This is a genomic window from Burkholderia sp. Leaf177 (assembly GCF_001424345.1).
Lineage (GTDB): Bacteria > Pseudomonadota > Gammaproteobacteria > Burkholderiales > Burkholderiaceae > Caballeronia.
This window is the reverse complement of sequence record NZ_LMPF01000012.1, coordinates 207,019-231,583: the sequence shown is the minus strand read 5'-3', so window position 1 is coordinate 231,583 and position 24,565 is coordinate 207,019. Positions and strand designations below refer to the sequence as shown.

Annotated in this window: 28 protein-coding genes; 16 read left to right on the top strand and 12 right to left on the bottom strand. The window is 58.6% G+C overall.

Annotation, left to right across the window (positions count from 1 at the left end; translation table 11 throughout):
• Positions 1-21 precede the first annotated feature (21 nt).
• From ASG35_RS11900 to ASG35_RS11880, 5 genes are all read left to right on the top strand, one after another.
• A complete protein-coding gene (locus ASG35_RS11900; RefSeq protein WP_056356814.1) occupies positions 22-918 on the top strand; it encodes a LysR substrate-binding domain-containing protein in 897 nt (298 codons plus the stop codon).
• Positions 919-1,092: 174 nt separating this feature from the next.
• Positions 1,093-1,842 (top strand): SDR family NAD(P)-dependent oxidoreductase, encoded by a 750-nt coding sequence (locus ASG35_RS11895; protein WP_056356812.1) that lies wholly within the window; start codon positions 1,093-1,095, stop codon positions 1,840-1,842.
• Between the two features lie 79 nt (positions 1,843-1,921).
• Positions 1,922-3,250: an MFS transporter gene (locus ASG35_RS11890; protein WP_056356808.1), complete on the top strand. Its 1,329-nt coding sequence runs from the start codon at positions 1,922-1,924 to the stop codon at positions 3,248-3,250.
• 40 nt (positions 3,251-3,290) lie between these two features.
• Positions 3,291-4,133: a transketolase gene (locus ASG35_RS11885; RefSeq protein WP_056357456.1), complete on the top strand. Its 843-nt coding sequence runs from the start codon at positions 3,291-3,293 to the stop codon at positions 4,131-4,133.
• A complete protein-coding gene (locus tag ASG35_RS11880; RefSeq protein WP_056356806.1) occupies positions 4,130-5,134 on the top strand; it encodes a transketolase family protein in 1,005 nt (334 codons plus the stop codon). The genes ASG35_RS11885 and ASG35_RS11880 overlap by 4 nt, the downstream gene beginning before the upstream one ends.
• 4 nt (positions 5,135-5,138) lie before the next feature.
• Here ASG35_RS11880 and ASG35_RS11875 read toward each other — a convergent pair whose 3' ends face one another.
• The 3 genes from ASG35_RS11875 to ASG35_RS11865 form a co-directional block, all read right to left on the bottom strand.
• The gene (locus ASG35_RS11875) at positions 5,139-6,215 is read right to left on the bottom strand and encodes an NAD(P)H-dependent amine dehydrogenase family protein (RefSeq protein ID WP_056356803.1); all 1,077 of its coding nucleotides are present in this window, start codon (positions 6,213-6,215) and stop codon (positions 5,139-5,141) included.
• Between the two features lie 380 nt (positions 6,216-6,595).
• On the bottom strand, positions 6,596-7,447 hold the full coding sequence (locus ASG35_RS11870; protein ID WP_056356801.1) for an SDR family oxidoreductase: 852 nt from the start codon (positions 7,445-7,447) through the stop codon (positions 6,596-6,598).
• 57 nt (positions 7,448-7,504) lie between these two features.
• Positions 7,505-8,221 (bottom strand): GNAT family N-acetyltransferase, encoded by a 717-nt coding sequence (locus ASG35_RS11865; protein ID WP_056356797.1) that lies wholly within the window; start codon positions 8,219-8,221, stop codon positions 7,505-7,507.
• A 110-nt stretch (positions 8,222-8,331) separates the two neighbouring features.
• On the opposite strand from ASG35_RS11865, the gene ASG35_RS11860 reads away from it, so the two are divergent.
• Both ASG35_RS11860 and ASG35_RS11855 read left to right on the top strand, forming a co-directional pair.
• Positions 8,332-9,294 (top strand): GlxA family transcriptional regulator, encoded by a 963-nt coding sequence (locus tag ASG35_RS11860; RefSeq protein WP_056356794.1) that lies wholly within the window; start codon positions 8,332-8,334, stop codon positions 9,292-9,294.
• A gap of 237 nt (positions 9,295-9,531) precedes the next feature.
• A complete protein-coding gene (locus tag ASG35_RS11855; RefSeq protein WP_082508331.1) occupies positions 9,532-9,909 on the top strand; it encodes a DUF3140 domain-containing protein in 378 nt (125 codons plus the stop codon).
• A gap of 61 nt (positions 9,910-9,970) precedes the next feature.
• Here ASG35_RS11855 and ASG35_RS11850 read toward each other — a convergent pair whose 3' ends face one another.
• The 4 genes from ASG35_RS11850 to ASG35_RS11835 all read right to left on the bottom strand — a co-directional run bounded on the left by ASG35_RS11850 (position 9,971) and on the right by ASG35_RS11835 (position 13,542).
• Complete coding sequence (locus ASG35_RS11850) at positions 9,971-10,285, bottom strand: hypothetical protein (RefSeq protein ID WP_200945724.1); 315 nt, start codon at positions 10,283-10,285, stop codon at positions 9,971-9,973.
• A gap of 59 nt (positions 10,286-10,344) precedes the next feature.
• Entirely contained in the window at positions 10,345-11,352 is a 1,008-nt protein-coding gene (locus ASG35_RS11845) for a hypothetical protein (protein ID WP_156393123.1), read from the bottom strand.
• Between the two features lie 395 nt (positions 11,353-11,747).
• Positions 11,748-12,083 carry a hypothetical protein gene (locus ASG35_RS11840; RefSeq protein ID WP_056356785.1) on the bottom strand — a complete coding sequence of 112 codons (336 nt, stop codon included), beginning with the start codon at positions 12,081-12,083 and terminating at the stop codon, positions 11,748-11,750.
• 367 nt (positions 12,084-12,450) lie between these two features.
• Positions 12,451-13,542 (bottom strand): AraC family transcriptional regulator, encoded by a 1,092-nt coding sequence (locus ASG35_RS11835; RefSeq protein WP_056356782.1) that lies wholly within the window; start codon positions 13,540-13,542, stop codon positions 12,451-12,453.
• A 162-nt stretch (positions 13,543-13,704) separates the two neighbouring features.
• Between ASG35_RS11835 and ASG35_RS11830 the strand changes: the two genes are divergently transcribed.
• The 4 genes from ASG35_RS11830 (at position 13,705) to ASG35_RS30730 (ending at position 15,490) form a co-directional block, all read left to right on the top strand.
• Positions 13,705-14,139: a GFA family protein gene (locus ASG35_RS11830; protein WP_056356780.1), complete on the top strand. Its 435-nt coding sequence runs from the start codon at positions 13,705-13,707 to the stop codon at positions 14,137-14,139.
• A 135-nt stretch (positions 14,140-14,274) separates the two neighbouring features.
• Positions 14,275-15,108, top strand: coding sequence for a class I SAM-dependent methyltransferase (locus tag ASG35_RS11825; protein ID WP_056356778.1), 834 nt, complete (start codon positions 14,275-14,277; stop codon positions 15,106-15,108).
• Positions 15,105-15,281, top strand: a complete 177-nt coding sequence (locus tag ASG35_RS31325; RefSeq protein WP_156393122.1) for a hypothetical protein — start codon at positions 15,105-15,107, stop codon at positions 15,279-15,281. The genes ASG35_RS11825 and ASG35_RS31325 overlap by 4 nt, the downstream gene beginning before the upstream one ends.
• 71 nt (positions 15,282-15,352) lie before the next feature.
• Positions 15,353-15,490 carry a DUF3563 family protein gene (locus ASG35_RS30730; protein ID WP_082508330.1) on the top strand — a complete coding sequence of 46 codons (138 nt, stop codon included), beginning with the start codon at positions 15,353-15,355 and terminating at the stop codon, positions 15,488-15,490.
• A 13-nt stretch (positions 15,491-15,503) separates the two neighbouring features.
• Here the strand turns inward: ASG35_RS30730 and ASG35_RS11820 are convergent, their stop codons facing one another.
• Entirely contained in the window at positions 15,504-16,631 is a 1,128-nt protein-coding gene (locus ASG35_RS11820; RefSeq protein ID WP_056356775.1) for an MBL fold metallo-hydrolase, read from the bottom strand.
• Positions 16,632-16,714: 83 nt separating this feature from the next.
• Between ASG35_RS11820 and ASG35_RS11815 the strand changes: the two genes are divergently transcribed.
• A complete protein-coding gene (locus ASG35_RS11815; protein WP_056356773.1) occupies positions 16,715-17,329 on the top strand; it encodes a TetR/AcrR family transcriptional regulator in 615 nt (204 codons plus the stop codon).
• A gap of 61 nt (positions 17,330-17,390) precedes the next feature.
• Here ASG35_RS11815 and ASG35_RS11810 read toward each other — a convergent pair whose 3' ends face one another.
• Together ASG35_RS11810 and ASG35_RS11805 are read right to left on the bottom strand one after the other, a co-directional pair.
• Positions 17,391-18,287 carry a fructose bisphosphate aldolase gene (locus ASG35_RS11810; RefSeq protein WP_056356771.1) on the bottom strand — a complete coding sequence of 299 codons (897 nt, stop codon included), beginning with the start codon at positions 18,285-18,287 and terminating at the stop codon, positions 17,391-17,393.
• 252 nt (positions 18,288-18,539) lie between these two features.
• On the bottom strand, positions 18,540-19,322 hold the full coding sequence (locus ASG35_RS11805; protein WP_056356769.1) for an IclR family transcriptional regulator: 783 nt from the start codon (positions 19,320-19,322) through the stop codon (positions 18,540-18,542).
• A 242-nt stretch (positions 19,323-19,564) separates the two neighbouring features.
• Here ASG35_RS11805 and ASG35_RS11800 point away from each other — a divergent pair, with 242 nt between their 5' ends.
• Together ASG35_RS11800 and ASG35_RS11795 are read left to right on the top strand one after the other, a co-directional pair.
• Positions 19,565-20,932 carry an MFS transporter gene (locus ASG35_RS11800; protein WP_056356767.1) on the top strand — a complete coding sequence of 456 codons (1,368 nt, stop codon included), beginning with the start codon at positions 19,565-19,567 and terminating at the stop codon, positions 20,930-20,932.
• A 15-nt stretch (positions 20,933-20,947) separates the two neighbouring features.
• Positions 20,948-21,397, top strand: a complete 450-nt coding sequence (locus ASG35_RS11795) for a type II 3-dehydroquinate dehydratase (protein ID WP_056356766.1) — start codon at positions 20,948-20,950, stop codon at positions 21,395-21,397.
• A 173-nt stretch (positions 21,398-21,570) separates the two neighbouring features.
• Here ASG35_RS11795 and ASG35_RS11790 read toward each other — a convergent pair whose 3' ends face one another.
• Positions 21,571-22,305 carry an SDR family NAD(P)-dependent oxidoreductase gene (locus ASG35_RS11790; protein ID WP_056357450.1) on the bottom strand — a complete coding sequence of 245 codons (735 nt, stop codon included), beginning with the start codon at positions 22,303-22,305 and terminating at the stop codon, positions 21,571-21,573.
• A gap of 111 nt (positions 22,306-22,416) precedes the next feature.
• On the opposite strand from ASG35_RS11790, the gene ASG35_RS11785 reads away from it, so the two are divergent.
• Positions 22,417-22,785 (top strand): winged helix-turn-helix transcriptional regulator, encoded by a 369-nt coding sequence (locus tag ASG35_RS11785; protein ID WP_056356764.1) that lies wholly within the window; start codon positions 22,417-22,419, stop codon positions 22,783-22,785.
• 118 nt (positions 22,786-22,903) lie between these two features.
• On the opposite strand, the gene ASG35_RS11780 is transcribed toward ASG35_RS11785, so the two are convergent.
• Positions 22,904-23,473 (bottom strand): hypothetical protein, encoded by a 570-nt coding sequence (locus ASG35_RS11780; protein ID WP_056356762.1) that lies wholly within the window; start codon positions 23,471-23,473, stop codon positions 22,904-22,906.
• A 262-nt stretch (positions 23,474-23,735) separates the two neighbouring features.
• Between ASG35_RS11780 and ASG35_RS11775 the strand changes: the two genes are divergently transcribed.
• Complete coding sequence (locus ASG35_RS11775; protein ID WP_235527537.1) at positions 23,736-24,533, top strand: hypothetical protein; 798 nt, start codon at positions 23,736-23,738, stop codon at positions 24,531-24,533.
• Positions 24,534-24,565: the final 32 nt, after the last annotated feature.

Genomic DNA, 24,565 nt, shown 5'->3' with positions numbered 1-24,565 from the left:
CAACCTCGGCGTCAAAGAACCATGCGCATCCCGCCACTGAAATCCATCATCGCGTTCGAAAGTGTTGCCCGCACGAAGAGCGTCAATCGGGCAGCCGATGAACTTGGTTTGACGCCATCGGCAGTCAGCCATCAGATTGCCAACCTTGAATCCACGATCGGACGATCCCTGTTCACGAGGCTGGGACGGGGACTCGTGCTCACCCCGACTGGGCAGCAGTATCTGGCTGATGTCACGGGATCGCTTGCCGATCTGAGCCGCGCCACGGAACGCGCGTCGAGCGAGACGGGCGTCGAGATCCTTCGCATTCATTCAAGTCCCAGTTTCGGACTGATGTGGTTACTGCCGCGCCTCGCTTCATTTCAGGAAGCGAACGGGGACATTCAGTTGAATCTGGCGTGCTCGTATGAGGATGTTTCATTCACTTCCGGCCATTACGATGTCGACATCCGGCACGGCTATGCGCACTGGACCGATGGCGAAATCAAAACGCTTCGCAACGAATTCATTGCGCCGCTTGCATCGAATGAATACCTGAGTAAATTTCCAGTGCGCACGCCAGAGGACCTGCTCGAGCGCCGCCTGATTTTCTCCGAAACTCCGCTCGTCCAGTGGAAGCAATGGTTCGGAAGGTTCGGCGTCGCGGTGTCCCGCAAGGCATATGATTTCGCGTTCGACCGTTCCTATATGTCGCTCGAAGCGGCGGCGCTGGGACACGGCATTGCGCTCGAAAGCACGATGCTCGCATCGGTTCATCTGAGACGAGGTTCGTTAGTACCGGTCTTCGATCCAACCCATGCAATCGAGGTCAGCGCTCACCACCTCGTTTACCCTCCCCAGAACGCGGATTTGCCACGCGTTGCCCGGTTCCTTGCATGGGCGGAACAAGAAGTCAGCCGCGACGCAATGGCGCGCTGACCCCGGCCCGTGGAGCGCCAGCGCTATGAGCCTGCTTTTCGCGTTCGTCGAGCAAATCGAATCGTGTAAATACCTGAAAATTTCTCAGCAATAGCTGAGCCGAACTGCATTGATCGAGATGGTTCAACGGCTGAAACTGCGCCTACCAACCAAACATGATCAATGGAGACAAACATGTTGCTCGACAGCAAGGTCGTAATCGTAACGGGTGCGGCATCGGCACGTGGGATCGGCAAGGCGACTGCAAAAGCGCTGGTTGCGCAAGGCGCGCGAGTGGTCATTCTGGACCTTCGCAAGGAAGACGCAGAGAGCGCTGCGGGTGAACTCGGCGCAGGGCACCTCGGCCTTGCTTGCGATGTAACCAACAAAGCTGCATGCGTTGCCGCTGCCAAATCGGCCGTCGAAATGTACGGTCGTATCGACGGATTGATCAACAACGCCGGAATCACCCAGCCCCTTAAGACCATGGACATCGGGCCGGACAATTTCGATGCCGTTATCGACGTGAACCTGCGCGGGACGCTCTACATGTCGCAAGCGGTCATTCCGCAAATGAGGGAGCAGCGAAGCGGCAGTATCGTGTGCATGTCGTCCGTTTCCGCGCAACGCGGCGGCGGCATATTCGGCGGTCCGCACTACAGCGCCGCGAAAGCCGGTGTTCTCGGTCTCGCCCGCGCGATGGCGCGCGAACTGGGCCCGGACAACATTCGTGTCAACTCGATCACCCCGGGCCTCATCCAGACCGACATCACGGGAGACAAGCTCACGACAGAGATGCGTGCCGACGTCATCAAGGGCATTCCGCTCGGCCGGCTGGGCGATGCAGCGGATGTTGCGAACGCGTGCCTCTTCTTGTCGAGCGACCTGTCGACCTACCTCACGGGCATCACGCTCGACGTCAACGGCGGCATGTTGATTCACTGATAACGACATTCGCCGAAATCGCGGCGGATGAGTCAACGCACCCGGTGCCAAAGCCGGGGCAACATGGCAGGAGACATCCATGAAATTAAAGTCCACTGCGCCGACCATGGTGGGCGACGTCACGTCGTTCACCGGCTCGGCAAGCTTTGAATCGAAGACCTACGCGAAGGTCGCGCGGCGCTTGATCCCGTTTCTGATGCTGTGCTATCTCGGCGCCTATCTTGATCGCGTGAACGTGGGTTTTGCGAAACTGCAAATGCTCAACGACCTGCGGTTCAGCGAAACTATCTATGGTTTAGGCGCAGGCATTTTCTTTCTCGGCTATTTCCTGTTCGAAGTTCCGAGCAACCTCATGTTGCATAAAGTCGGCGCACGGAATTGGCTTGCTCGAATCATGCTGACCTGGGCGGTCATCTCCGCGTGTTTCGTATTCGTCAAGTCGCCCGCCACTTTTTACGTTCTGCGCTTTCTACTCGGCGTTGCCGAAGCCGGTTTTGCGCCGGGCGTCATCCTTTATTTGACGTATTGGTTTCCATCGGCGCGACGTGCCAAGGCGCTCTCGATCTTCTTCATGGCAATACCGCTTGCCGGCATTGTCGGAGGTCCGCTGTCCGGCTACATCATGCATGCGTTCCAGGGAACGCATGGCCTTGCAGGCTGGAAGTGGTTGTTCATTCTCGAGGCGCTGCCGTCGCTCATTCTGGGCTTTGCCATCCTCTTGTATCTCGACAACGGCATTGCAGCGGCGAAATGGCTGACCGATGAAGAGAAGGCGCTTCTCGCCCGCAATGTTGCAAGCGATAACGCCCAGAAAATTGCGCACGTATCGATCAAGTCTTTCATTGGCGACCGACGTCTCTGGTTGATGGCCGCGATCTATTTCTGTGTGGTGCTCGGCCAGTACGGTCTTACATTCTGGCTGCCGACGATCATTCGCAAATCCGGTGTTGCCGATCCGCTGTGGGTAGGCATCTTCACGGCCATTCCGTATCTGTGCGCAATCATTGCGCTGCCGCTGGTGGGGGCGAGCGCAGACCGTCATCGCGAACGGCGTCTGCATCTTGCAATCCCCATGCTCATAGCCGCGACAGGCTTTGCGACGCTGCCAATGCTGGGCGGAGTGGGCGCGTCGCTAGTGTGTGTCAGCGTGGCCGCTGCCGGCATTCTGGCTTCGTCGTCCCAGTTCTGGTCGTTGCCAACCGCGCTTCTCGGCGGCATGTCGGCGGCAGCGGGAATTGCCGCGGTCAACTGCTTCGCGAACCTGGCGGGCTTCTTCTCGCCGGCAATCGTTGGCTGGCTGAACGACCTGACCGGCAAGTCGACGGCCGGACTCATCTTCATTTCGGTCGCAATTGTCATCGGGTCGGGGCTTGTCTTCCTCGTGCCCGCCAAGTCGGTGAACCGCTGACACCGTTCGCATCACGCAACTTTCCAACTAAGGAGACATGATGGATCAATTGACTTTACCAACGGTGACGCTCGCCGAGCGCGCATACCGTATTCGACGAAACGCCTTGTTGATGGGCGAAGTCCAGGGTCAAGGTTATATCGGCCAGGCACTGGATATTGCCGACGTACTCGCCGTCTGTTACTTCGGCGCGATGCGCTACGACGCCGGCAACCCTGAATGGGAAGGACGCGACCGTTTTCTCTTGTCCAACGGTCACTATGCGATCGCGCTCTACGCGGCGCTGTTCGAAGCGGGCTTTCTCCCGCCCGAAGAACTGGAGACATACGGCAGCGACGACAGCCGTTTGCCGATGTCCGGAATGGCGAGCTATACGCCTGGCATGGAGATGTCGGGCGGCTCGCTCGGCCACGGTTTGACGATTGCAGTGGGCCGCTGCCTGGGGCTGAAACGCAAGGGTTCCGACGCATTCGTCTACACGCTTTTTTCCGATGGCGAACTGGACGAAGGCGCAATCTGGGAAGGCCTGATGTCTGCCGCGCACTGGAAGCTGGACAATCTGATTGCCATGGTCGATGTCAACAACCAGCAGGCCGACGGCCCGTCTTCGCAGGTCATGGCGTTCGAGCCACTTGTCGAAAAGCTGGAAGCGTTCGGCTGGTACACGCAACGGATCGACGGCAACAATATTAATGCTGTGAAAGAAGCCTTCGATAACGCCCGCAATCATCCCTTTGCGAAGCCACGGATCATTGTGTGCGACACCCGCATGGGCTGCGGCGTACCGTTCCTCGAAGAACGGGAGAAGAACCATTTTATTCGCGTCGATGCCCACGAATGGCAACTGGCGCTCGCCGCACTCGAAGCAGGGAGACAAGCATGAGCGACACCACCACAGTCAAGAAACCGCGCCTCAAGACCTCGGCAATGATCGCTTCCATAGCAGGCGACGGCCAGGTCACGCGCTCCGCGCCATTCGGCCATGCGCTCGCTCAACTGGCTCGGGAAAAGACAAACATCGTCGGCATGACGGCCGATCTCGGCAAATACACCGATTTGCACATCTTCGGAAAAGAGTTCCCCGAGCGTTACTACCAGATGGGCATGGCCGAGCAACTGCTGATGGGCGCGGCGGCCGGGATGGCGCATGAAGGTGCGCAACCGTTCGTGACCACTTACGCGGTTTTCGCGACGCGCCGCGCGTACGACTTCATGCATCAGGCCATTGCCGAGGACAACCTGGACGTAAAGATTATCTGCGCGCTGCCGGGCCTGACGACCGGCTACGGCCCGAGCCACCAGGCAGCCGAGGACCTCGCCCTCATGCGCGCGATGCCGAACATGACGGTTATCGATCCATGCGACGCACTCGATACCGAGCAGATGGTGCCCGCCATCGCCGCGCATAAAGGCCCCGTGTACGCGCGCCTGCTACGGGGGAATGTTCCGGCGGTACTCGACGAATACGACTATCAGTTTGAACTGGGCAAGGCCAAGCTGCTGCGGGACGGCGCCGAGGTCCTGATCATTTCATCCGGCATCATGACGATGCGGTCGCTTGAGGTGGCGAAGCAGCTCGCAGCCGACAATGTCGGCGTTGGCGTTCTGCATGTGCCGACCATCAAGCCGCTGGACACGGAAACAATCTTGCGCGAAGCCCGACGCACGGGCCGGATGGTGGTGGTCGCCGAGAATCATTCGGTGATCGGCGGCCTCGGCGAAGCGGTCGCGACCACATTGCTCACTGCCGGCGTCACTCCGACATATCGTCAGATCGCTCTGCCTGATGAGTTTCTTGCGGCCGGCGCATTGCCGACCTTGCACGATCGTTATGGCATCTCGACCAACGTCATGGTCGATACGATCAAGGGCTGGCTTCGCTAGATCGTCATGCCGAGTCGGATGGCCGCAGCCGGGCGAGTGAATGCCGCAACGGTCCAAGCTGCGAGATCAATCGCACGCCCGGCGGAGCGGCTATCACGTCGGGTATGCGATTCACCATGCATGCAGCCGAGCTGTGCACTCCGTCCGCGCGGTCGACGCGGATTTTCGATGCCGGTCTTCCGTCGACCGTCCACATCATGTGTTCGGTTTCGCCTTTGGCGAGGATGCGCAATTCAATATGCGCGCTCGCCGTTGGCCCTTCGGCGGTTTCGACTGACGCGATGATCCTCAGGCCGAGCGAAGTGCCGGGGTCGAGCGACTTGTTCAGGATGCCGCACCATACCGGTTGATCCGAGAGAACCGGCTCGCGCCGCTCGGTCACATTCGTGATGGTGAAGCCGAGCGCATGCATCACGTGGTGCGGAATGCCCTTATACAACTCGCCAAGTTGGCCGGGCACGTTTGTCACCTTTTGTGCGAACTCGGTTTGTGTCATGTCTACGCCATAAGCTCGCATCATGCGTTCGTTCGCCAGCTCCGCGTTTGTGAGGCTGTGATGATTGAGCGAGCGAAGTTCACTGCACGGCCCGGCGATCAGGATGCCCGGCCAGATACGCGAGAAGTCCCAGATGCCGGTGCCCGTGAACGTGACGCCGCCTTGCTTGGCCAGGGAGTCGATTGTCTCGGCCAACTCTGGATTTGCACCTTGCGGGAAGTAGGACTCGGAACCGTGGCAGATAACGTTGATGCCAGCGCCTAGAAGACGCTGGTAGGCCATCAGATTCAGACTGAGCCTTTCGGTCTGAACAACAAGCGCGATGTCCGCTCCCAAGGCAGCATAGTCGGCGGTTTCGCAATCCTGGACGATGATCCCCAGATCTTCGTTCAGACCGGCGAGGTGTCCCAGATCCTGGCCAATCTTGGGACCTGCCCGGTTCACGGCGGCGACGATCGGCCAGCCTTTTTTAGCCAGGATGCGCACTGCCTCCATGCCATAGAAACCGACGCCATAGATCATGACCCGTGGTTTGCGTCGGATTTCGTCTTGAGTTTCGCTGTTCCCACGGTCGGTCAGGTTCATAAAGGGCGCCTTCGATGGGTGAAATAGTCTGCTCCATGCTTTTGGCATAGATCGACTTGAGCCGCGCGTCGGCACTGCGGGACGCTGTACACCTTTGCGTGTTGGTATCGGCGTCTCGCCGTAGTTGCATGCGCATCCCGCGACGAGAATTTTTCAGGTTGCGATTGGAAGAATACTTGAGATTCCGCGCAGGTAGCGAAGGTCGCATTGGCCACGTTCGGCCCGATGCGACCGGAATGTCGTGGTGCACGGTTCAGATAGGCTACGAGCGGTCACTGGCTGCCAGCACACCTTATGTCCGTTAGCCAATGTAGCGGTGAGTTGGCCAGCAGGCATCCGGCCGAGACGTATTTTCAAGCCGTCGCGTTACGCATTTATCTTTAGGCGAGTTCTGTAAGACCCAGACCGTCCATCAACTGGGCTTGAATTGAAGCGGCTTGAGCGTTGATGGCGTCAGTGCCGAATGACTGTCCGACGACCAAACGTGAGGGGCGTGTGCCGTTCGGTTGCGCAACTATCCGCGCAATTGCTTTGGCAACGTCGTGCCGGTCCGGAGCGTTGTCACCCGCGAACTGCTCCATCAATGTTTCGACCATCTTGTTCGGAATTGCGCCGATGTCGCCGTAACCGAGACCTCGCGATGCATCGGCGGGCTGTTGGGCGCTGGCGAAAATATTTGTCGGATAGTTGCTGGGTTGGACGAGAACCACGCCAATGCCCAGTTTTGACAACTCATAGCGATAGCTGTCGGTTAATGCCTCGATCGCGAACTTCGACGCGCCATAGAGGCCGAAAAAAGGAAACGTCACGCGTCCGAGGATCGAGCCGATATTTACCACCAGGCCGTCACGCTGTTTCCTGAACGTCGGCAATACGGCCCGCAGGGTTCGCTGGACGCCGAACACGTTCACATTGAATAGCGCTTGTACCTGTTCCGTTGTGAACGTTTCGGAAATTCCCGCCGCGCCGATACCCGCGTTGTTGATGAGGACGTCAAGGCGTCCGGACGTGTCCAGCACGGAAGCCACGCCGCGCTGCACGGATGCATCGTCCGTTACGTCCAGCTCGATGACATGGATGCCCTGGGCTTGCAGGGTATCGGCATGCGGCCGGTTGCGGCCGGCGATATCACGCATGGATGCGTACACCTCGTACCCAGCGCGTGCGAGCGTCTCTGTAGTGTCGCGGCCAAAACCACTGCTGGCCCCGGTTATCAAAATACTTTTAGACATGATCGGTTTGGTTTTGCGGAATGGATTGAAGGGGTTTAACGGGCGTTTAAACGGGGTTTAAATCACCGCAGCAGAATCCGAAGCGGCATGTTCGATACGGCGGAGATGAAACGTGCGATGCAACTGGAAACCCAGCCGTTCGTACAGTTGGATCGCTGAAAGGTTGTCACTGAATACATGTAGAAACGGCGTTTCCCCGCGTTGCTCGATGTCCTTGCGCAAGAGCGTCATGAGCCGCTCAGCAAGACCTTTTCCGCGATGGTCTCCATCCACGCAAACGGCGCTGATCTCAACGTATCCGTCGAGGTGCATCCGTTCGCCGGCCATCGCAATAAGACGTCCCCGGTCACGAATCCCGATGTAATTGCCCATCTCGCGAGTCCGCTTGCCGAAAGGTCCGGGCCGGGTCTTCTGGACCAGATCGAGCATGTCGTTCGTGTCCTCGTGGCTTAGTCGGATCACGTCCGAATCGTCCGCGCTTCCTGCTTCGTGGTGTGGAGCGACCATTTGATGGATCACGCCCAGATACGTCATTTGTAGACCATCGATCGGACAAATCCGCTCCGCGGACAGCAGCGCGACCTGCTCGTCAGGCCGCAGAAGATCGCGGAGTGCGCGATATGCCTCGGGCGTCTCGGAGGCTAGCGCAGCAAAAGGCGCTACGTCGGGGTGGTATCGGCGGGCAAGGGCGTCGCCTTGCCCAAGGTGGGACTGCTTCGTTGTAAGGGCGTTCCAGATCGGACGATCGAGGTCAGCGTGTATCGGAATGCTCATGCTCTCTCCTTGGCTAGCCAGCGCATTTTCGCTGCCTTGCTGGGCAGTCTAGGCCCTCTACCCCGCAGTTTGCTATAGTCGTAAAAGACATTATTAGGTGCATTTACGACATGAAGATAGCCATTTTCGCGCTCGATGGTCTTTTCGACACCGGGCTAACGGTGTTGCTCGATACCTTTGCGATGGCCAACGAACTGGCCGCGCCTCATGGTTTTGCCACGTCGCCTTTCGACGTAAGCGTTGTGGGCGTGCGCAGACGCATTCGTACTGCGCATGGGTTGTCGACCATGGTCGAGCCGGCAAGCACCGTTTGCCGCCCGGATTGGGTGGTGGTGCCGGCGCCAGGTGTCAGGCAGCCCGATCGTCTGATCGAGGCGTTGGAAAGTCGGGACGTGCGCGAAGCGGTGGCTCACCTTCGTCACTGGCATGCTGAAGGCGTTGGAGTCGCGGCCGCTTGCATCGGTACATACATCTTGGCCGAAGCCGGGCTTCTGGATAACCGAGAGGCTACGACCACCTGGTCACTGGCGCCGTTCTTTCGCCAGCGTTATCCGGCTGTCAATCTGGACGATTCACGGATGGTCGTCGCCTCGGATCGCGTGGTCACGGCAGGGTCGGCAATGGGCCACCTCGACCTTGCGTTATGGTTGCTGCGTCAGGCAAGTCCCGAACTTGCGACGCTCGTCGCCCGCTTCATGCTTATCGACAAGCGTTCGTCCCAGGCCGAATACATCATTCCCGATTACCTCGCCCACGCCGATCCCCTGGTTGCACGCTTCGAGCGATGGTCTCGCGAGAATCTTTCCTCCGGGTTTTCGCTTCAGGCAGCGGCTGCTGCGTTGTCCATTGGACCACGCACCTTGCAGCGCCGTACCGAGGCAGTGCTGGGCAAATCGCCCTTGGCGTTTTTCCAGGACCTTCGAATTGAACGGGCGCAAAACCTCGTGTCGATCGGCTATGACCTCGACACGATTGCAAGCGAGGTTGGCTATGCCGATACGGCGACATTGCGGACTTTGTTGCGTCGGAGGCTCGGCCGTGGGGTGCGGGAACTCCGGGCCGGAATGCGGTAGCGTCCTGACGATGGATTGGCATTCTTCGCGAATGGTGGATGGAAACAGCGTTCACTTATCAATGACGGGGCGGGGCAGCGATTGTTTTTCTCAACAAGAATGCACAGCAGCGGACACGAGGTGACTAGACGTCAGGGACTCAAATGGGTCGAGTGCTCTTCTACTCGAAACGCAGGCCGGGAGCATTGCTTGCTTTCATGCAATTGTGCAAACCGCTCTCTGGTGGAGGAAGATCCAATGACCGTTCAACATCATTCCCGCTCGCAAACCGACAAGCCTGGACAATCGCAAGACAGCGACGCCGATGAGACTCTCAAGGCGTTCAAGGACCTCGTCAACATGACGCCTGGTCAACTCGAGAAGTGGCTGCAGACCAACGAGTCGCGGGAGGTCGGACAGAAGTCTGGTGGAAACGAATCGGTTGGTCACCAATCGGGGCGGCATATCATCGATATTCTCGGCAAGAAAAAGTCCGAGCTGACGGATGCGGATTACGCGCATATGCGCAAGGTTATCGGTTATATAAAACGACATCTTGCACAGCGTCCGCACGACGTCGAGCACTCGAACTGGCGTTATTCGCTGATGAACTGGGGACATGATCCAGCGAAGTGATGCCGAGATTCCCGTCAAACGTATTCGCCGACAATCAAGCTCGGGCGGGAATATAAAAGGCCTAACGCGGGTGACATTCCCAATCGTTATAAGCGGGCTTGTCGAGCGGAGTCAGCCCGGGAATCATGAATACGGTGCAACCGAATCGACGCCCCTTCGTGGTAGTCGCATCGTAGTTCACGGGCGTTCCGCCGAGCGCATTACGTTGTCCGTATTTGATATTGGTAATGCTTAGTTCATCGGAGGACGCTAATCCTATTGTCTTCGCCGTGGTCTTTTGCACTTCGATCATGTTGAGTTGCGTCGTGCCGCAGGCAGACAATCCGGTCACTAACAGGGCCGAGATTGTGGCGACTTTCAAGTTGTTCTTGTTCAAGAGTATCCCCATAAATGTGGTTATCGAATGCTTGCGGTTTGCCGTTTAAGCGCCGCGCTTTAGATGCCAAACAAAGACACCGGCGTGCACAGCAGGCCTTTGCAGTTCCCCGGTACGAAATAAAGCGTCTGGACCTTTCCACTGGGCAACCCGAACTCGCCGATCAGACCGTTCCCCTTAGCGCCCTCGACGTTCGCCTGCTGGATGAATGCCGCGCTGGTGGTTGCCGGATCGAGACCGTAGAAACTAAACGTGGCGGATTGCGACAGATCCTTCGCGAAGACCGCACCGGTTCCATCGGAGAACACAAACGTTCCGCGAAAACGATAACCACGCGCACCTTCGCTATTCAATTGCGCCAGGAAAGACGTATCGTCGGTCGGCACCGCAGCGATCTCATAGCCGTATGTGGCATTACCTTGCGAGCTCTTTTCGTAAATTGACGACGTGCTTGCATCGCCGAGCATGAATGCGGGCGCGAGACTGTAGTAACCCTGCGCGCCTTGCGCATTCGCCTGGTTCAGCGCGTCTGCTTTACTCGTCGGCTGAGCGAGCACCTGATACGAATAAGTAGCTGCCGAGTTATTGTCTTTTCGATAAACAAAGAAAATGTCCGTACCCACCGCGAGTTCCCCGGCCCAACGGAAACCTCTTGCGCCTTCACTGTTCGCTTGAGTCAGGAAAGCAGCGCTGCCGGAAGTGACGTTCTGAAGCTCGTAGCTGTATGTTGTCGACTGGTCTTTGACAAAGGCCGAGGTTTGATCGGGCGGTGTCGTTGCCGTGAAAGCGAAGTCGCTCAGATAGCGAAAGCCCTGCGCGCCTTGCGTGTTCAGACTGGAAAGGAACTGCGCGCGGCTCGTGTCGGGCGTCAGGCCTTCATAGACAAAAGCCGAGATTGCAGGCGACGAAGGTGGCGTATCAGGCGCCGTGTTCGGTGGTCCGCCATTACCGGAATCGGGCGGGTTGCTCGATGTCTTCGAGTCGTCTCCGCCACAGGCCGCAAGAGCGAAGGCGGTGAATATAAGCGGCATCGACCATTTAAATATATAGACACGTGGGTTATTCATTTGCGCACCACCTCCCTCGTTATAAACATCTGTAGTTGGATTTATTTGCGAACGCGCGTGACTTACCCCGTCGGCCGATTGATCGGCAAACACGGACATGTCGGAGAGTTCTTTGGAGCGACCGCGTCACAGGTTCAGAGCCGCATGACCAACGGTTCCAGTAGCGCAGTCGTACTCACCTGAAGAATCAGGCGAGGAGATGTTAGCAGTTGCCTAATTGACGAATTTGCCTCAGCGTCCCCATTGTTGGCCTCAGCGTCTCATTCGTCAGTCGAGACGGTCACAAGCGAAGTAGGTGTAATCAACGAACGGCGACGGTATCGCAGCCTTGGCCTGAAAATGCGGGGAGGGCGGCGGTCAGCCAACGGTATTCTCGTGCTCGCTGAGTGTGTCGCTCAAACATCGTGCGGAGAATCGTTTTTCGAAGCGTTATTAAACGCAATACCGTGCTCGGGAAGGCGTTCGCTCGGACCGTTCTCGAGAAACGCGTCCTCGAAAACTTGACCAATGAGGCTATCGAACTCCTCCGGCTTGGCAGCTGCCACGGCGCGGAGCATTTGTATGAGTGCGTTACCATCCTCGAGATGAGAGACGATCACCCGTGCCGTTCGCAGCGAAATCGTTTCTTCTGACGGCGCATGGCTTCCACCTTCTTCGAGTTTGAATGTGAACCGATGGATTTCTTCGTGCCCTTCGGGCAGTTCGTGATGGCCGCAAATGGTCGCTTTCATGATGCGCAATAGAAGTTGAGTTGCTAAGCGCAAACAATAATCATTCCTGCCAGTCCGGGAATCGCTCAGAGTCATTTCGACGGCCCGTGAGCCTTGTGGGTTATCGGGTTCCTCCCGGCATCACGGCGTTGTGCGGCCAGGACGTTTAAATTTCGCTGAGGGGCGCTCCATAGTCGTTTTCCCCGTTAGGCGGCCGTGCCATGCCCGCGCGACTCCGGTTTTTGCGGCCTCGGAATGTAAGCGATTATCGAACTCGATCGGATTTTTGCTTCGTGCCTTTCAGCTGCTTTGCACGCATGGACCAAAGAACCGATTACTTTCGATACCGCCGAAATACGCGTTCTGCTCCCCACGCGGTAATCCCGACTCAGCCCACGTGCGCAACATACTCCCGTTCTCCATCCGAACCAGCCCGCACTTCAACCTCTTCGGATAAGGACTCGCCGCTAGACAGCTTTCCCCGATTCCGTCGCCAGGCAGCAGGTGGCAGCCCGAATTGACGTTTGAACGCGCGATTGAATGCCGCCTCCGATTCGTAACCTACGCGCTCGGCAACCGCGGCAATCGAGTGCGATCCCGAAAGCAGGTCCTGCGCCGCAACCTGAAGACGCCAGCACGCGAGATACTGCATCGGCGCCTGACCGAGCAACTGCGTGAAACGCTGCGCAAATGCGGAGCGCGAGAGGCCGACGCGGCGTGCAAGTTCATCCACGGTCCAGCCATGCGCGGACTGCGCGTGCAGCAATGCGAGCGCTTTTCCAACAAACCGGTCGCCAACGCCCGCAAGCCAGCCGCGGCGATCGGCGGGCAAGGCTTCAATACAGCGGCGCACCGCTTCCACAAAGAGCAATTCGGAGAGCCGCGCGAGCACGGTTGCGCTTCCAGGGCGCCACTCCGCGGCTTCTGCAGCGGCGAACTTTAGCGACGACTCCAGCCACGCCGATTGCGGATCGTGACGCATATCGATTTTGAAGATACGCGGCAGCGACGACAGCACTGGATCTGCAAGCATGTCGTCGCAAGCGAGAAACCCGCAGATGATGCGCGTGCGTCGGCCATCCGCTTTCGCGCTCTCGACGTCCTCAGCGCCCCCGGCACCATAACTCAAACGCATCACCTCTCCAGGCGATGTACTCAAATATCTCGACACCATTTCTTCGGCGGGAACAGGCGCGATTTCGAGCGAGCTGCCCATCAAATGCGCTTCGCCTTGTGGCACGACAAGCAGTTCTCCGGCATCGACGCGAATGGCCGACGCGGGATCGTCGGTCAAAGCCGCCCAGCAGCTTCCTTCGACAATCAGGTGATACGACACGACGCGTTCGGCGCGCGGCAGGAACGTGGCACACAGCGCCCTGGAAACATGCCCGACCACGCACCAGGGCGCGGTGAATTCACCGTTTAAATACACCGCGCCGCTAAGACGCAAGAGGCGAAGTACGTCGGAAAGAGCATCCATGGCAAGTCCGTAAGTTTCGGCGTCCTGCGCAAAACATCTGGACGTCCGGTCATTCAAAGAAACAGGTCTCGCGCCAATACTTGCACTCACGCGTAACCACTTCGACAAAAGGTTAAGCGCAGTTGGGCGAATCGCCAACCCTGATCATCGAGGGATACAGCAATGACTCACATAGATACTTACCAAGCCCGGTGTTTTTGCGGTGCAGTGCAATTCACTCTAAGCGGCAAGCCTGAAGGAATGGGTTATTGCCATTGCGAATCGTGCCGAAGCTGGTCGGCGGGACCTGTGAACGCGTTCACGCTCTGGAAGCCAGAAGCAGTGAGGGTGACGCAGGGCGCGGATCATATCGGCACGTATAACAAGACTGACCAAAGCTATCGCAAGTGGTGCACGACGTGCGGCGGTCATCTCTTTACCGAGCATCCTGGATTCGGGCTCACCGACGTCTACGCGTCCGTGATTGCCGACTTTGCGCATGAAGCCAGCATGCATGTTCACTACGCAGAAACGAGGTTGGCGATGAGGGACGGCCTGCCCAAACTGAGAGATTTGCCGAAGGACATGGGCGGCTCAGGATTGCGCGTGCCGGAATAATTCCCGCCGTTTTGGTCGAGATGCCCGGTCGCCGCGCGGGCCGCTCGACGCAGGAGAATTCGCGGCTAATTTAAAACAGGCGGCATGGATCTGCATCGTCGGATTGCCGTCACTTAAGGTTCAAGGAGCAATCTCATGTCCGCATCGGATATCGCTTTCTCATCTGTCACCGACCTTGCCGCCGTCAAGGCACGCCAACAATCAGCCTGGTCGACGGGCAACTATGCTGTCGTCGGCACCACGTTGCAAATCGTCGGCGAAAATCTTTGCGAGGCGCTCGATCTACGCGCCGGCAGCCGCGTACTCGACGTCGCCGCGGGCAACGGCAACGCGACGCTCGCCGCTGCGCGCCGCTGGTGCGACGTGACATCGACCGATTACGTGGGCTCGTTGCTCGAAGCCGGACGCGCACGTGCCATGGCCGAAGGGCTCGCCGTGCAATTCGAGGAAGCGGATGCCGAAGCGCTGCCCTACGCGGACGCGTCGTTCGACATCGTCATGTCGACGTTCGGCGTGATGTTTACGCCAAACCAGGCGCAGGCGGCGAGCGAACTCATGCGCGTATGCAAACCGGGCGGCCGGATCGGCCTGGCGAACTGGACGCCGGACAGTTTTATCGGCCAGGTCTTCAAGACGATCGGCAAGTACATTCCTCCGCTCGCGGGTGTGAGATCGCCGGCGCTCTGGGGCACTCAGGCGAGGCTCAATGAACTCTTCGGCGACAACGCTCGCAGCATGGCAGCGAAGAGCCGCGACTTCACGTTCCGCTATCGGTCGCCGGCGCATTTCGTCGAAATTTTCCGCACCTATTATGGCCCGATGAACAAGGCCATCGCCGCGCTCGAAGGCGAGAAGCAAGCCGCGTTTCTCGGCGATCTGATGACGCTGATAGATAACCGCAATCGCTCCGGCGACGCGACGCTCGTGCTGCCCAGCGAATATCTCGAAGTAGTGGTGGAGCGAAAATGACGCGCTTCAAATGGACAGTCAGCGCCTTTTTGGACGCCGGCTTGCGTATGTGGTCTCTGGTCTGCCTGACAGGGCTACGTTACGGCCCGGTGTTGATGGCGCTGCCGTTGTGCTCGTCGATATGCTTTTTTGCGTTCCGGTTCACGCTGTCGGCGTTCGGCGTGCTTGCCTGAAGCATTCAGATTTGCATGCGGAGGGTGCGCATGACACTCGTGCATGCCGTGTACGCCGATCGGAGGACATCATGTTCGTCTATTTGTTTCTGCTTTTGACCAAGGTGCTCGAACGCGCCGAGCACGGCCGTCGCGATGCTTATCTCGCTTCGGCCGCCGATATGGGCGATCTCGAACGTCGCATGCGCTTGCTCGAGATGGACCCTTGATGCGGCCGCAGCATTACGGAGTCGTTTGCCGCGTGCGTCCGCAGGCGTACCAGCGGCGCGGGGTCGCGGACACGTGCGCGGCTTCCGCAGTGTCACGCCACCACCGCTCACCGGCGTGCGGCTCCGAGAGATCCAGCCGCTCTCCCATGCGGGGCGTCGCGAGCGGAATGCCGCGCGTGGCAGCCAGCGCGGCGGCACGTTCGTAGGGTTCTTGCCAGCGATGCATCGCCAGATCGAACGTGCCGTTGTGAACCGGCACGAGCCATCGTCCACGCAGATCCACATGCGCTTGTATGGTTTCTTCGGGCTGCATGTGGACGTACGGCCATTGCGCGTCATAAGCGCCTGTTTCGAGCATCGTCACGTCGAATGGACCGAGCCGTTCGCCAATGGTCTTGAAGCCGTCGAAGTAGCCCGTGTCGCCGCTGAAGAACAGACGCAGATTGTCATCGACGATTACCCACGACGCCCACAAGGTGCTGTTGCCATCGAACAGACTGCGGCCGGAGAAATGCTGCCCCGGCGTGGCCGTGAACGTCAGGCCGTCGATTTCGGCGTTTTGCCACCAGTCGAATTGCTGAATCTTGGACGCATCGATACCCCATTCGATCAGGCGATCGCCCACGCCCAACGGCGTTAGAAACACGCCGGTTTTCGCCGCGAGCGCGAGCACCGTTTCGCGGTCCAGATGGTCGTAGTGGTCGTGCGAGAGAATCACGCCGCGAAGCGCAGGCAGGTCTTCGAGCGCAATGGGCGGGGCGTGAAAGCGTTTTGGGCCAAAGCGCTTGAACGGAGATGCACGTTCGGCGAAGACGGGATCGGTCAGCCAGAACTGGCCGCGCAGCTTGAGCAGCATGGTCGAATGGCCAAGGCGATACAAGCTCCGGTCCGGCGCCGCGTAGAGCTGCTCGCGTGACAGCGCGTCAACGGGAAGGGCGCGGCCTGGCGTGGTTCCATCCGGCTTATTGAACAGGATGTTCCATACGATGCCGAGCGTCTTGCGCAGACCTTCGGCGGGACGCGGCTTGACGTTGCGAAAGCGCGTGCCGTCATGCTGGGCAGAAGCGTCGAACAGATCACGCCCGCGTTGTGCCGCTGTGAGGCCAAGGGTGCGCCGAATTGAACCGATGATCGATGCCATTTGTGACGCCTCGATTTAAGAAGTAGACCGCCTAAAGTAGTTTATTTCGGAGAAAAGTAAACTGTGTGGTGTAAAATTTGGCTATGAACACCAGCACTACGTCTTTACGCCTGACCGACCGCAAACGTGCCGCGGTCATTGCCGCTGCCATCCAGGAGTTCCTTGCGGCGGGTTTCGACGCGACCAGCATGGATCGCGTCGCGGCGCGCGCGGGCGTCTCGAAACGGACGGTCTACAACCATTTTCCGAGCAAGGAAGCGCTGTTCGCGGCGATCCTGCGGCAATTATGGGAATCGAGCGATGCAGAGGAAGCGCCTGCGTATTCGTCCGTTCAACCTTTGCGCGGGCAACTGCTCCAGCTTCTATTAAAGAAGCTGAGCCTTTTGAACGATGAAGCGTTTCTGTCTCTTGCCCGGGTGGCGATCGCGGCGGGCATTCATTCGCCAGAGCGCGCACGCGATATGGTGGCGCGCATGGGTGAGCGTGAGGAAGACTTGACGTGCTGGATACGGGCTGCTGCTGCCGATGGCCGTTTGAAGACGACCGATCCGGCGTTCGCTTCGCAACAGTTGCAGGGCTTGGTGAAAGCGTTTGCGTTCTGGCCTCAGGTGACCATGGGACAGCCGCCGCTCAGCGTGGCTGAGCAACGGCAAGTGGCAGAATCTGCTGCCGATATGTTTCTCGCGACTTATGCGTAACACCTTGAACGGCGACTCGCGGCCATTTGACTCACCCTAAGCCGCCGTTCTGAAAGCTGCTTCAGGCCTTTTTCACAGAGGCCTGATAAATCTCGTCGATGGCCTTCGCAAGCGTCTCGTCGAATTCACTGTCGCTCATCGGCGCCTTGAGCTCGTTGATCAAAGCCCTCGAAAAGCTGGCGATCATGCCGTGATTCAAGGAAAGCCGTTCGCATGCGTCGGTTCGCGAATAGCCGCCGGAAAGTGCGACGACGCGTGCAACGCGCGGGTGCTCGGTCAGCGGACGATACAAATCGGCCACGTCGGGAATGGTCAGCTTGAGCATGACGCTTTGGCTTTCCGGCAGTGCATCGAGACCCTTGGTCAATTCCGCGAGCAGGGTGGCTTCCGCGCCCGACTTGTCAGGGCTCTTGATTGAAACCTCAGGCTCCAGGATTGGCATGAGGCCGTGCGAATTGATCTGCGCGCCCAATTCGAACTGCTGCTTGACGATTGCCGCAATACCCGTTGCTGAATTCAGGTTGATGACAGACCGCATCTTCGTGCCGAAAATACCCAGCTTCGTGGCACGTTCGAGCAGCGTGTCCAAACCGGGGATCGGCTTCATCAGTTGAACACCGTCGGCCTCGGTTTCCAGGCCTTTATCGACCTTCAGGAAAGGCACGACCCCGCGTTCTTCCCACAGGAAAGCCGGAACCTGTTTCCCTTGTGCCTGCCCGTCCATGGTGGCTTCGAACAGGATGGCCCCGATAACCTTTTCCCCCGTAAAGGCAGGCGCCGTGATGATGCGCACCCGCATTTCGTGGATCAGTTTGAACATCTCGGAGTCGTTGCTGTAGGCAGTCTCCGGAATGCCGTACAGCTTCAGGGCGCCGGGTGTCGATCCGCCGCTCTGGTCCAGGGCGGCAAAAAATCCCTGCTTTTCACGAACTTGCGCCAGCATTTTCTCATTTGCCACGATAGCCTTCCTCTCTCATAACGAAATATCTGACCAGTACGACTGGTCGGGACAGTTGCATTTAATACGTTAGTGTACGAATGTTAATGCAAATGCCAGGCCCGATGAAAAAACGCTCGCGCGCGCCGGTGATTAGGGATGTTTATTCATAGCCCGGATTGAACAACGGGGCGCGGTTTGTCGGACGTCGGAAATCGCTTGGTTTCAGGTCGAATGGAAACGTGCGCATGTGCTTCAGTCACGCGCCAGACCCTAACGCATCCGGCCAAAAAGCGGAGACGCCAGGCTCGCGGCTGCGAGTTCGTTGGCCGCCGCCACAAGCGCAGGACCGAGCGCGGCCATGCGCTTCTCCGTCAATCTGACGGCGGGTCCCGCAATGCTGATGATGCCTATGGCAGGGTGATTTCGTCGTTGGACCGGCGCCGCCATCGCCGTCATTCCCGGTGCGAAAACTTCGTTGATGGTCGCGTAACCCCGGTCGCGGGCGGCATCGATAAATCCCAGCAGCGCCTTCACCGTCGTGGGCGCCTTCGGTCCGTATTGCTTCGGCTGCCCAAAACCCTGGCGCGTCACCAGTTCGAGCGCGCGTTCGTCGGTCATCGTCATCATCCAGGCGTGTCCGGTCGCGCTGCACGACAGGACGGTATCCATGCCCATGTCCGGGTCGTATCGAAGCCCTTTTGGCGCGCCTTGCGCCTTGGCAACCCACGTCAGCCTGTCACCGTCGACTATTGCGAGCCGCACGAGCTCGCCGGAGGTCTCCGCCAGACGGTCGAGCATGGTCTGCGCAATATCGATGATGCCGGAAGTCGCCAGGTAACTGAGCCCCAGCCCCGCGAGTTTCGTGGTCAGCACATAGTCGCCGTGCTCGCGTAGTTGACGCACGTAGCCGCATTGCTTGAGATCGACAAGCAGCCGGTGGCACGCGCTGCGAGGAATCTCGAGCTGGTCCGATATCAGCGCGAGCGGCGTACCTTCCATTTGTGTGGCCAGAAATTCCAGCACCGCCAAAGTTCTTTCGGTCACGCCCGGCATGAACGCTCCTCGCCTCGATGAAGCACCATGATTGCACGATATGGAACGAGATTCCACCCTGGAACACCGTCCCGGCAGCGCTGTTAATCTGCCTCACATGCTGTCTCGCCGCACGCGTCGATCGCCGTCAATGCACGAGACGCATGACAAATACGCATGACAAAAGACGCACCACGCGCAGGCCGATATGTTCAACGTCAGCCGCGACGTGAAGCCGACACAGGTTTGGAACCGGAGACGACATGGACCAGCAATCGCACCTACCCGCGCAGCAGGCGATGCGCACCCGCGCAGTGACCGCCGCCGCCATTGGAACCGCACTCGAATGGTTTGACTTCACGCTGTATGGCGCGTTGGCCGCCACCGTGCTGCCCAAGCTCTTTTTTCCTTCGATGGATCCCACCTCCGCGTTGCTCGCTTCGCTCGCCACGTTCGGCGTCGGACTCGCGGCGAGACCGCTGGGCGCCATCATTTGCGGCTACCTCGGCGACAAGCTGGGACGGCGAAACCTGATGCTCGGCACCGTCACCATCATGGGCGTCTGCTCCATGTTGATGGGCTTCCTTCCAACCTACGCGAGCATCGGCGTTTGGGCGCCGACATTGCTAGTACTACTTCGTATCCTGCAAGGCTTCGCGCTGGGCGGCGAATCGACGGGTGCGCAACTGATGGCAATCGAGCACGCGAGTCCCGATCGTCGTGGCAAATACTCCGGCCTTCTCGGCTTGTGTTCGCCGCTCAGCCAGATCATGGCGAACGGTGTCTTGCTCGCGCTTTCATCGGCGATGTCGGCGCAAGCGTTCGATGCATACGGATGGCGCATTCCGTTCATCATGAGCTTCGTGCTCGTGATCGTCGGTATCTACATCCGGCTGCGTGTCAGCGAGACGCCCGCATTCGTCGCGCTTCGTAAAACCGAAGTCGTGCGTGTGGGCAGTCCGCTGCGCGACGCATTGCGTCTGCACTGGCGCACCGTGCTGCGATGGATGTTGTTCTTCTGCGGCCCTGCGGCGATCTTTTATCTGATCGTGGTGTTCTCGTTGAGCTACGTCACGAAGACTCTCGGCGTGCCGAAGCAAACAGGCTTCCTGCTGTTGATGGGCGCGAACGTGTGCGCGATCGTCGGCGCGCTGGCCGGCGGCATGCTGAGCGACCGGATTGGCCGCAAAAAGGCGCTTGCGATTGGTTCGATCGCGACCTTGCTGATGCTGTTCGTGTACTTCCAGATCCTCGATACGAAGAGCTTCGTGCCCATGCTCGCAGCAATGGGTTTCTTTCTCGGCTTCACGCAATTCCAGAGCGGTATCCAGCCCGTCGCATTCGCCGAAGCATTCCCGACCAACGTGCGCTACTCGGGCTCGGCGCTGGCTTATACCGGCGCCAATCTGATCGCGGGCGGTCCCATGCCTGTAGTCGCCGTCTGGCTTTTTGCCTTGTGCAATGGCTCGCCGTGGGGCGTCGTCGCGGTGTGCGTCACGTTCAACGTCATTTCTCTCGTCGCGATTCTTACCGCGCCTGAGACTCTGGGTATCGACATGAATCGGGTCGATTCCACCGATGAAGTAATCGGCCCATCAGGACACGTGCCCACTCAATCCCATTCTCACTGAACGCAGGCATTGCAGATGAAACCACTTGTTTATGTCTTGAACGGTTCGAACCTGAACATGCTCGGCAAGCGTGAACCGCATTTGTACGGCACGACCACTTTGGCTCAAGTGAAGGAGCGTACTGAAGCGCTCGCCGCCGAGCTCGATCTGGAATGCGTTTTTCGCCAGACGAACCATGAAGGGGTGATGGTCGACTGGTTGCAGGAAGCGTTTGAAAAGGACGCGGCCGTCGTCATCAATCCGGCGGGATTTTCGTTCGCGTCGATACCTGTGCTGGATGCAGTCAAGCTTATTCGCCAGCCGGTGATCGAGGTGCATATCACCAACATTCATCAGCGGGACGAACAGTATCGGCACTCGCTGATCTCGCTGGCGGCGCGGGGCGTGATATGCGGGCTGGGTGTCGATGGATACCTGCTTGCCGTGCGTGCGGTTGCGGCGTCTATCGAACGTGATGAAGGGTGATGGGGCTGGGAGAGGACTCTGGAGTGAGCTTCGCTTGCCTTTCTCGATGCGTTCGATATTGGCTTGAACCTGCAATGTGCGAGGTGCGGGTGTAATTGCGTAGCTCGTCTATTTTCCTTTCACTAGCCGAGCCTTACGGCGCTTCGAAAATGAATGGAGCGCCGTAAGTAGCGTCAGAGTTGCGCCAGGCCGCCGTCGACGGCGACTTCGCTGGCGGTCATGAAGCTGCTGTCCGACGATGCGAGAAACGCGGCCACGGCTCCGATCTCTGCGGGATCGGCCATGCGCTGGAGTGGGGTCATCGAAGCGAAAACCTTCTGGCCTTCCTCGCCGAGCGCCGCCTTCGCGAGTTCGGTCGCCGTCGCGCCGGGCGACAGCACGTTCACCCGGATGCCGGTGCCCTTCAAGTCCTCCGCCCAGGTCCGCGCGAGGTTGCGCACTGCCGCCTTGCTTGCGCTGTAGGCGCTCATTGCCGGGGCGCCCGTGGTGCCGGCGCTCGATCCGGTCAGGATGATCGATCCGCCTTTGCCCATTAGTGGCAGCGCCTTCTGGACCGTGAAGATCGTACCCTTCACGTTGGTATCGAAGGTTTCGTCGATATGATCAGCGGTGATCTTGCCGAGCGCAAGCGGGCTTCCCGCACCGGCATTGGCGAAGACAATATCGATAGTTCCGCGTTCGGCCGTCACCGCTCCGTAGAGCCGGTCGAGGTCGGCCTCATCCGAGACTGAGCCCTTCACCGCGCGAGCATTGGGACCGAGCTCGGCCACGGCGGCGTCGAGTGCGTCTTGCCGGCGGCCATAGATGTAGACGAAGGCACCTTCCTCGATAAAGCGCTTTGCCGCCGCGCGGCCGATGCCGGTAGCGCCGCCGGTTATCACAGCGGTCTTTCCATTCAGTCTGGTCATGTCGTGCATCCTTCCTATGAGTAGTACGGAAGCAGGAAACTGCTTGCTTGAGACAAGTATGCAGTTCTGATAACCTAAGGACAAGTATGCACCTTTTGGTAACCATGAAAAATGACTGACTGTTCAGAACAATGCGGTGGGCGTTATTCCTACGGACTCGCTGCCACGCTCAGCATCATCGCGGGCAAGTGGAAGCCGCTGATCCTGTACTTCCTGCGCGATGGCCCGAAGCGATACGGCGAGCTCAAGCGCAACGTCCACGGCGTCAGCGCCAAAGTGCTGATCCAGCAGTTGAAGGAGCTGGAGGCTGATCGAGTGCTGGCGCGGACCGACTACAAGGAGGTGCCACCGCGCGTGGACTACGCGCTGACTCCGCTTGGCCGCAGTCTCGCCGACAAGATTGTCCCGCTGTGCACCTGGGGAACCGAGAACATGGCAGATATGGTGGACGTGCTCGTTGAGCGCGACCGCGCGCTTTAGCAGGACGATGGAGAACCGGTGAGTCGTACGACTCTCCACGTTCGCGGCTATCGTGCTTGCTTCTTGGCTATTTCGAAGAGCCGGCTTTGGGGCGCGAGGAAACGTGTGTGGGTATCGCTTAGCTTTTCATAGCCAACCGAAATGGATCGACGGCCCACATCTCTCCAGCTAAACGATGCGGCTCTGACAGGGCAAGCCACTTATCGAGTGATGTGAGATTTATTCCAGGTGGGATCGATCCGCCAAAGGACTCGGAGACGAATGGCGCGGCATCTTCCGGACGACGAACGATCTGGACAATGTGAGTGATGCCACGTGGACGGGGATAATTACTCGCCCATTCAGGCGCTCCCATTTTTAGCCCAATGGTCGCGCAACGTGGGAGGCTGAGGGCGGTGATCTCTTTCCCCTCCAGAACGAATCCTGTCCGGGTCTCGATCTCCTGAATGATCCGATCGGACCATCCTTGCAGGGCTTTCATATCATCGGCATTAAGGACTGTGCGGCCGGCGGCGAGGTTCTCTGCTCGCATCGCATTCGTAAGAAGCACGCTAACCCATCCTGAGCAGTCAATGACTGGAGCGCCGGCCGATAAACCTTCCGCTTTGACACCTCGTTGGTATCCGACCCGCCCTGTGTGACGTTGCACAAGGTCCCACATTGTCGCCTCGGCTGTCTTGAAGATCATGGTGGGTCCGGATCAGGGCGGTCTGTGGAGATTATCTATTGTTGGCGATACGCGCATCTAGTGGCTGATGTCGCGGTCTGCTGAGGTTAGCGTCGGATTGTGTGATTTCGGTATCGGACGCATAGGATTCAGAGGTGAAAGCTATTTGCATGAGACGGTGATCGGCCAAACGGCCCTTCAACAATCATACGTGAACCGCCGACAATCTTGGTTGGCGCGGTCGAATGCCGGCCTCTTTCGACTAACCGCGAGCGTGAGCGATATGGCAAATCCGAGGAAGCTCGGTATTCTGAATCCTTCCTATGTTCATCGACTTGTGATTGTCGAGGGCATCATGGGGTCTGGCAAGTCGACGGCTGTGCGCTTCATCGCGAATCGGCTGCAAGCTGCGGGGCAGCTGGCTGTGCCTATCCACGAAAGGACCAACCCACATCCGGTGCGCGCGACAGACGAACTCGAACACTGGTTCGAACCGTGGCGGGACGCAACACCAGAGAACCTTGCGGATAGAGCATTAGCTAGATGGGCCGCTTTGGTCGAGGACATGCGGGCGGACACCACGATCCGTGTATTTGACGGTCAACTTTTCCACGGAGATTTGACGCACCTGTTGCTGATGGAAGCCGCATCAGCACTGATTTTCGCCTATATACGGAAGCTGGCAGCAGTCATTGCCCCGCTGAATCCGTTCGTCCTTTACTTCTGGCAGGAAGATGTCGAAGAAGCAATCAGAACGGTCTGTGCAGAACGCGGCCCCGAGTGGATCGACTATCAGGTTAATTGGAAGCTCGCAGCGCCCTACTGTGTGCGCAATGGCTTCATGGGACTGGACGGACTGATCTCGCTGTACCGTGATTACCGCCGAGTAACCGACGACTTATTTCAAGAACTCCCGTTAGCCAAGCTCGCAATTGAAAATTCAGGAAGAGACTGGCCGACATATGAAAGGCAAATCGTGCAAGGGTTGAGGCTGCCGGTGAGTGAAGGCACGGGCATCACTTCTCTTTATCTGGGCGGCTCCGATCTAATCGGTCGTTGGCGGAGAAATGACGTAACGTAGGGATGTCCGACTAGCATTACGGACGCGCGCTG

What these genes read in the sequence shown, in the direction of transcription:
- ASG35_RS11900 (WP_056356814.1), top strand. Translation starts at nt 22, where the DNA reads ATGCGCATCCCGCCACTGAAATCCATCATCGCGTTCGAAAGTGTTGCC.
- ASG35_RS11895 (WP_056356812.1), top strand. Translation starts at nt 1,093, where the DNA reads ATGTTGCTCGACAGCAAGGTCGTAATCGTAACGGGTGCGGCATCGGCA.
- ASG35_RS11890 (WP_056356808.1), top strand. Translation starts at nt 1,922, where the DNA reads ATGAAATTAAAGTCCACTGCGCCGACCATGGTGGGCGACGTCACGTCG.
- ASG35_RS11885 (WP_056357456.1), top strand. Translation starts at nt 3,291, where the DNA reads ATGGATCAATTGACTTTACCAACGGTGACGCTCGCCGAGCGCGCATAC.
- ASG35_RS11880 (WP_056356806.1), top strand. Translation starts at nt 4,130, where the DNA reads ATGAGCGACACCACCACAGTCAAGAAACCGCGCCTCAAGACCTCGGCA.
- ASG35_RS11875 (WP_056356803.1), bottom strand. Translation starts at nt 6,215, where the DNA reads ATGAACCTGACCGACCGTGGGAACAGCGAAACTCAAGACGAAATCCGA.
- ASG35_RS11870 (WP_056356801.1), bottom strand. Translation starts at nt 7,447, where the DNA reads ATGTCTAAAAGTATTTTGATAACCGGGGCCAGCAGTGGTTTTGGCCGC.
- ASG35_RS11865 (WP_056356797.1), bottom strand. Translation starts at nt 8,221, where the DNA reads ATGAGCATTCCGATACACGCTGACCTCGATCGTCCGATCTGGAACGCC.
- ASG35_RS11860 (WP_056356794.1), top strand. Translation starts at nt 8,332, where the DNA reads ATGAAGATAGCCATTTTCGCGCTCGATGGTCTTTTCGACACCGGGCTA.
- ASG35_RS11855 (WP_082508331.1), top strand. Translation starts at nt 9,532, where the DNA reads ATGACCGTTCAACATCATTCCCGCTCGCAAACCGACAAGCCTGGACAA.
- ASG35_RS11845 (WP_156393123.1), bottom strand. Translation starts at nt 11,352, where the DNA reads ATGAATAACCCACGTGTCTATATATTTAAATGGTCGATGCCGCTTATA.
- ASG35_RS11840 (WP_056356785.1), bottom strand. Translation starts at nt 12,083, where the DNA reads ATGAAAGCGACCATTTGCGGCCATCACGAACTGCCCGAAGGGCACGAA.
- ASG35_RS11835 (WP_056356782.1), bottom strand. Translation starts at nt 13,542, where the DNA reads ATGGATGCTCTTTCCGACGTACTTCGCCTCTTGCGTCTTAGCGGCGCG.
- ASG35_RS11830 (WP_056356780.1), top strand. Translation starts at nt 13,705, where the DNA reads ATGACTCACATAGATACTTACCAAGCCCGGTGTTTTTGCGGTGCAGTG.
- ASG35_RS11825 (WP_056356778.1), top strand. Translation starts at nt 14,275, where the DNA reads ATGTCCGCATCGGATATCGCTTTCTCATCTGTCACCGACCTTGCCGCC.
- ASG35_RS31325 (WP_156393122.1), top strand. Translation starts at nt 15,105, where the DNA reads ATGACGCGCTTCAAATGGACAGTCAGCGCCTTTTTGGACGCCGGCTTG.
- ASG35_RS30730 (WP_082508330.1), top strand. Translation starts at nt 15,353, where the DNA reads ATGTTCGTCTATTTGTTTCTGCTTTTGACCAAGGTGCTCGAACGCGCC.
- ASG35_RS11820 (WP_056356775.1), bottom strand. Translation starts at nt 16,631, where the DNA reads ATGGCATCGATCATCGGTTCAATTCGGCGCACCCTTGGCCTCACAGCG.
- ASG35_RS11815 (WP_056356773.1), top strand. Translation starts at nt 16,715, where the DNA reads ATGAACACCAGCACTACGTCTTTACGCCTGACCGACCGCAAACGTGCC.
- ASG35_RS11805 (WP_056356769.1), bottom strand. Translation starts at nt 19,322, where the DNA reads ATGCCGGGCGTGACCGAAAGAACTTTGGCGGTGCTGGAATTTCTGGCC.
- ASG35_RS11800 (WP_056356767.1), top strand. Translation starts at nt 19,565, where the DNA reads ATGGACCAGCAATCGCACCTACCCGCGCAGCAGGCGATGCGCACCCGC.
- ASG35_RS11795 (WP_056356766.1), top strand. Translation starts at nt 20,948, where the DNA reads ATGAAACCACTTGTTTATGTCTTGAACGGTTCGAACCTGAACATGCTC.
- ASG35_RS11790 (WP_056357450.1), bottom strand. Translation starts at nt 22,305, where the DNA reads ATGACCAGACTGAATGGAAAGACCGCTGTGATAACCGGCGGCGCTACC.
- ASG35_RS11785 (WP_056356764.1), top strand. Translation starts at nt 22,417, where the DNA reads ATGACTGACTGTTCAGAACAATGCGGTGGGCGTTATTCCTACGGACTC.
- ASG35_RS11780 (WP_056356762.1), bottom strand. Translation starts at nt 23,473, where the DNA reads ATGATCTTCAAGACAGCCGAGGCGACAATGTGGGACCTTGTGCAACGT.
- ASG35_RS11775 (WP_235527537.1), top strand. Translation starts at nt 23,736, where the DNA reads ATGGCAAATCCGAGGAAGCTCGGTATTCTGAATCCTTCCTATGTTCAT.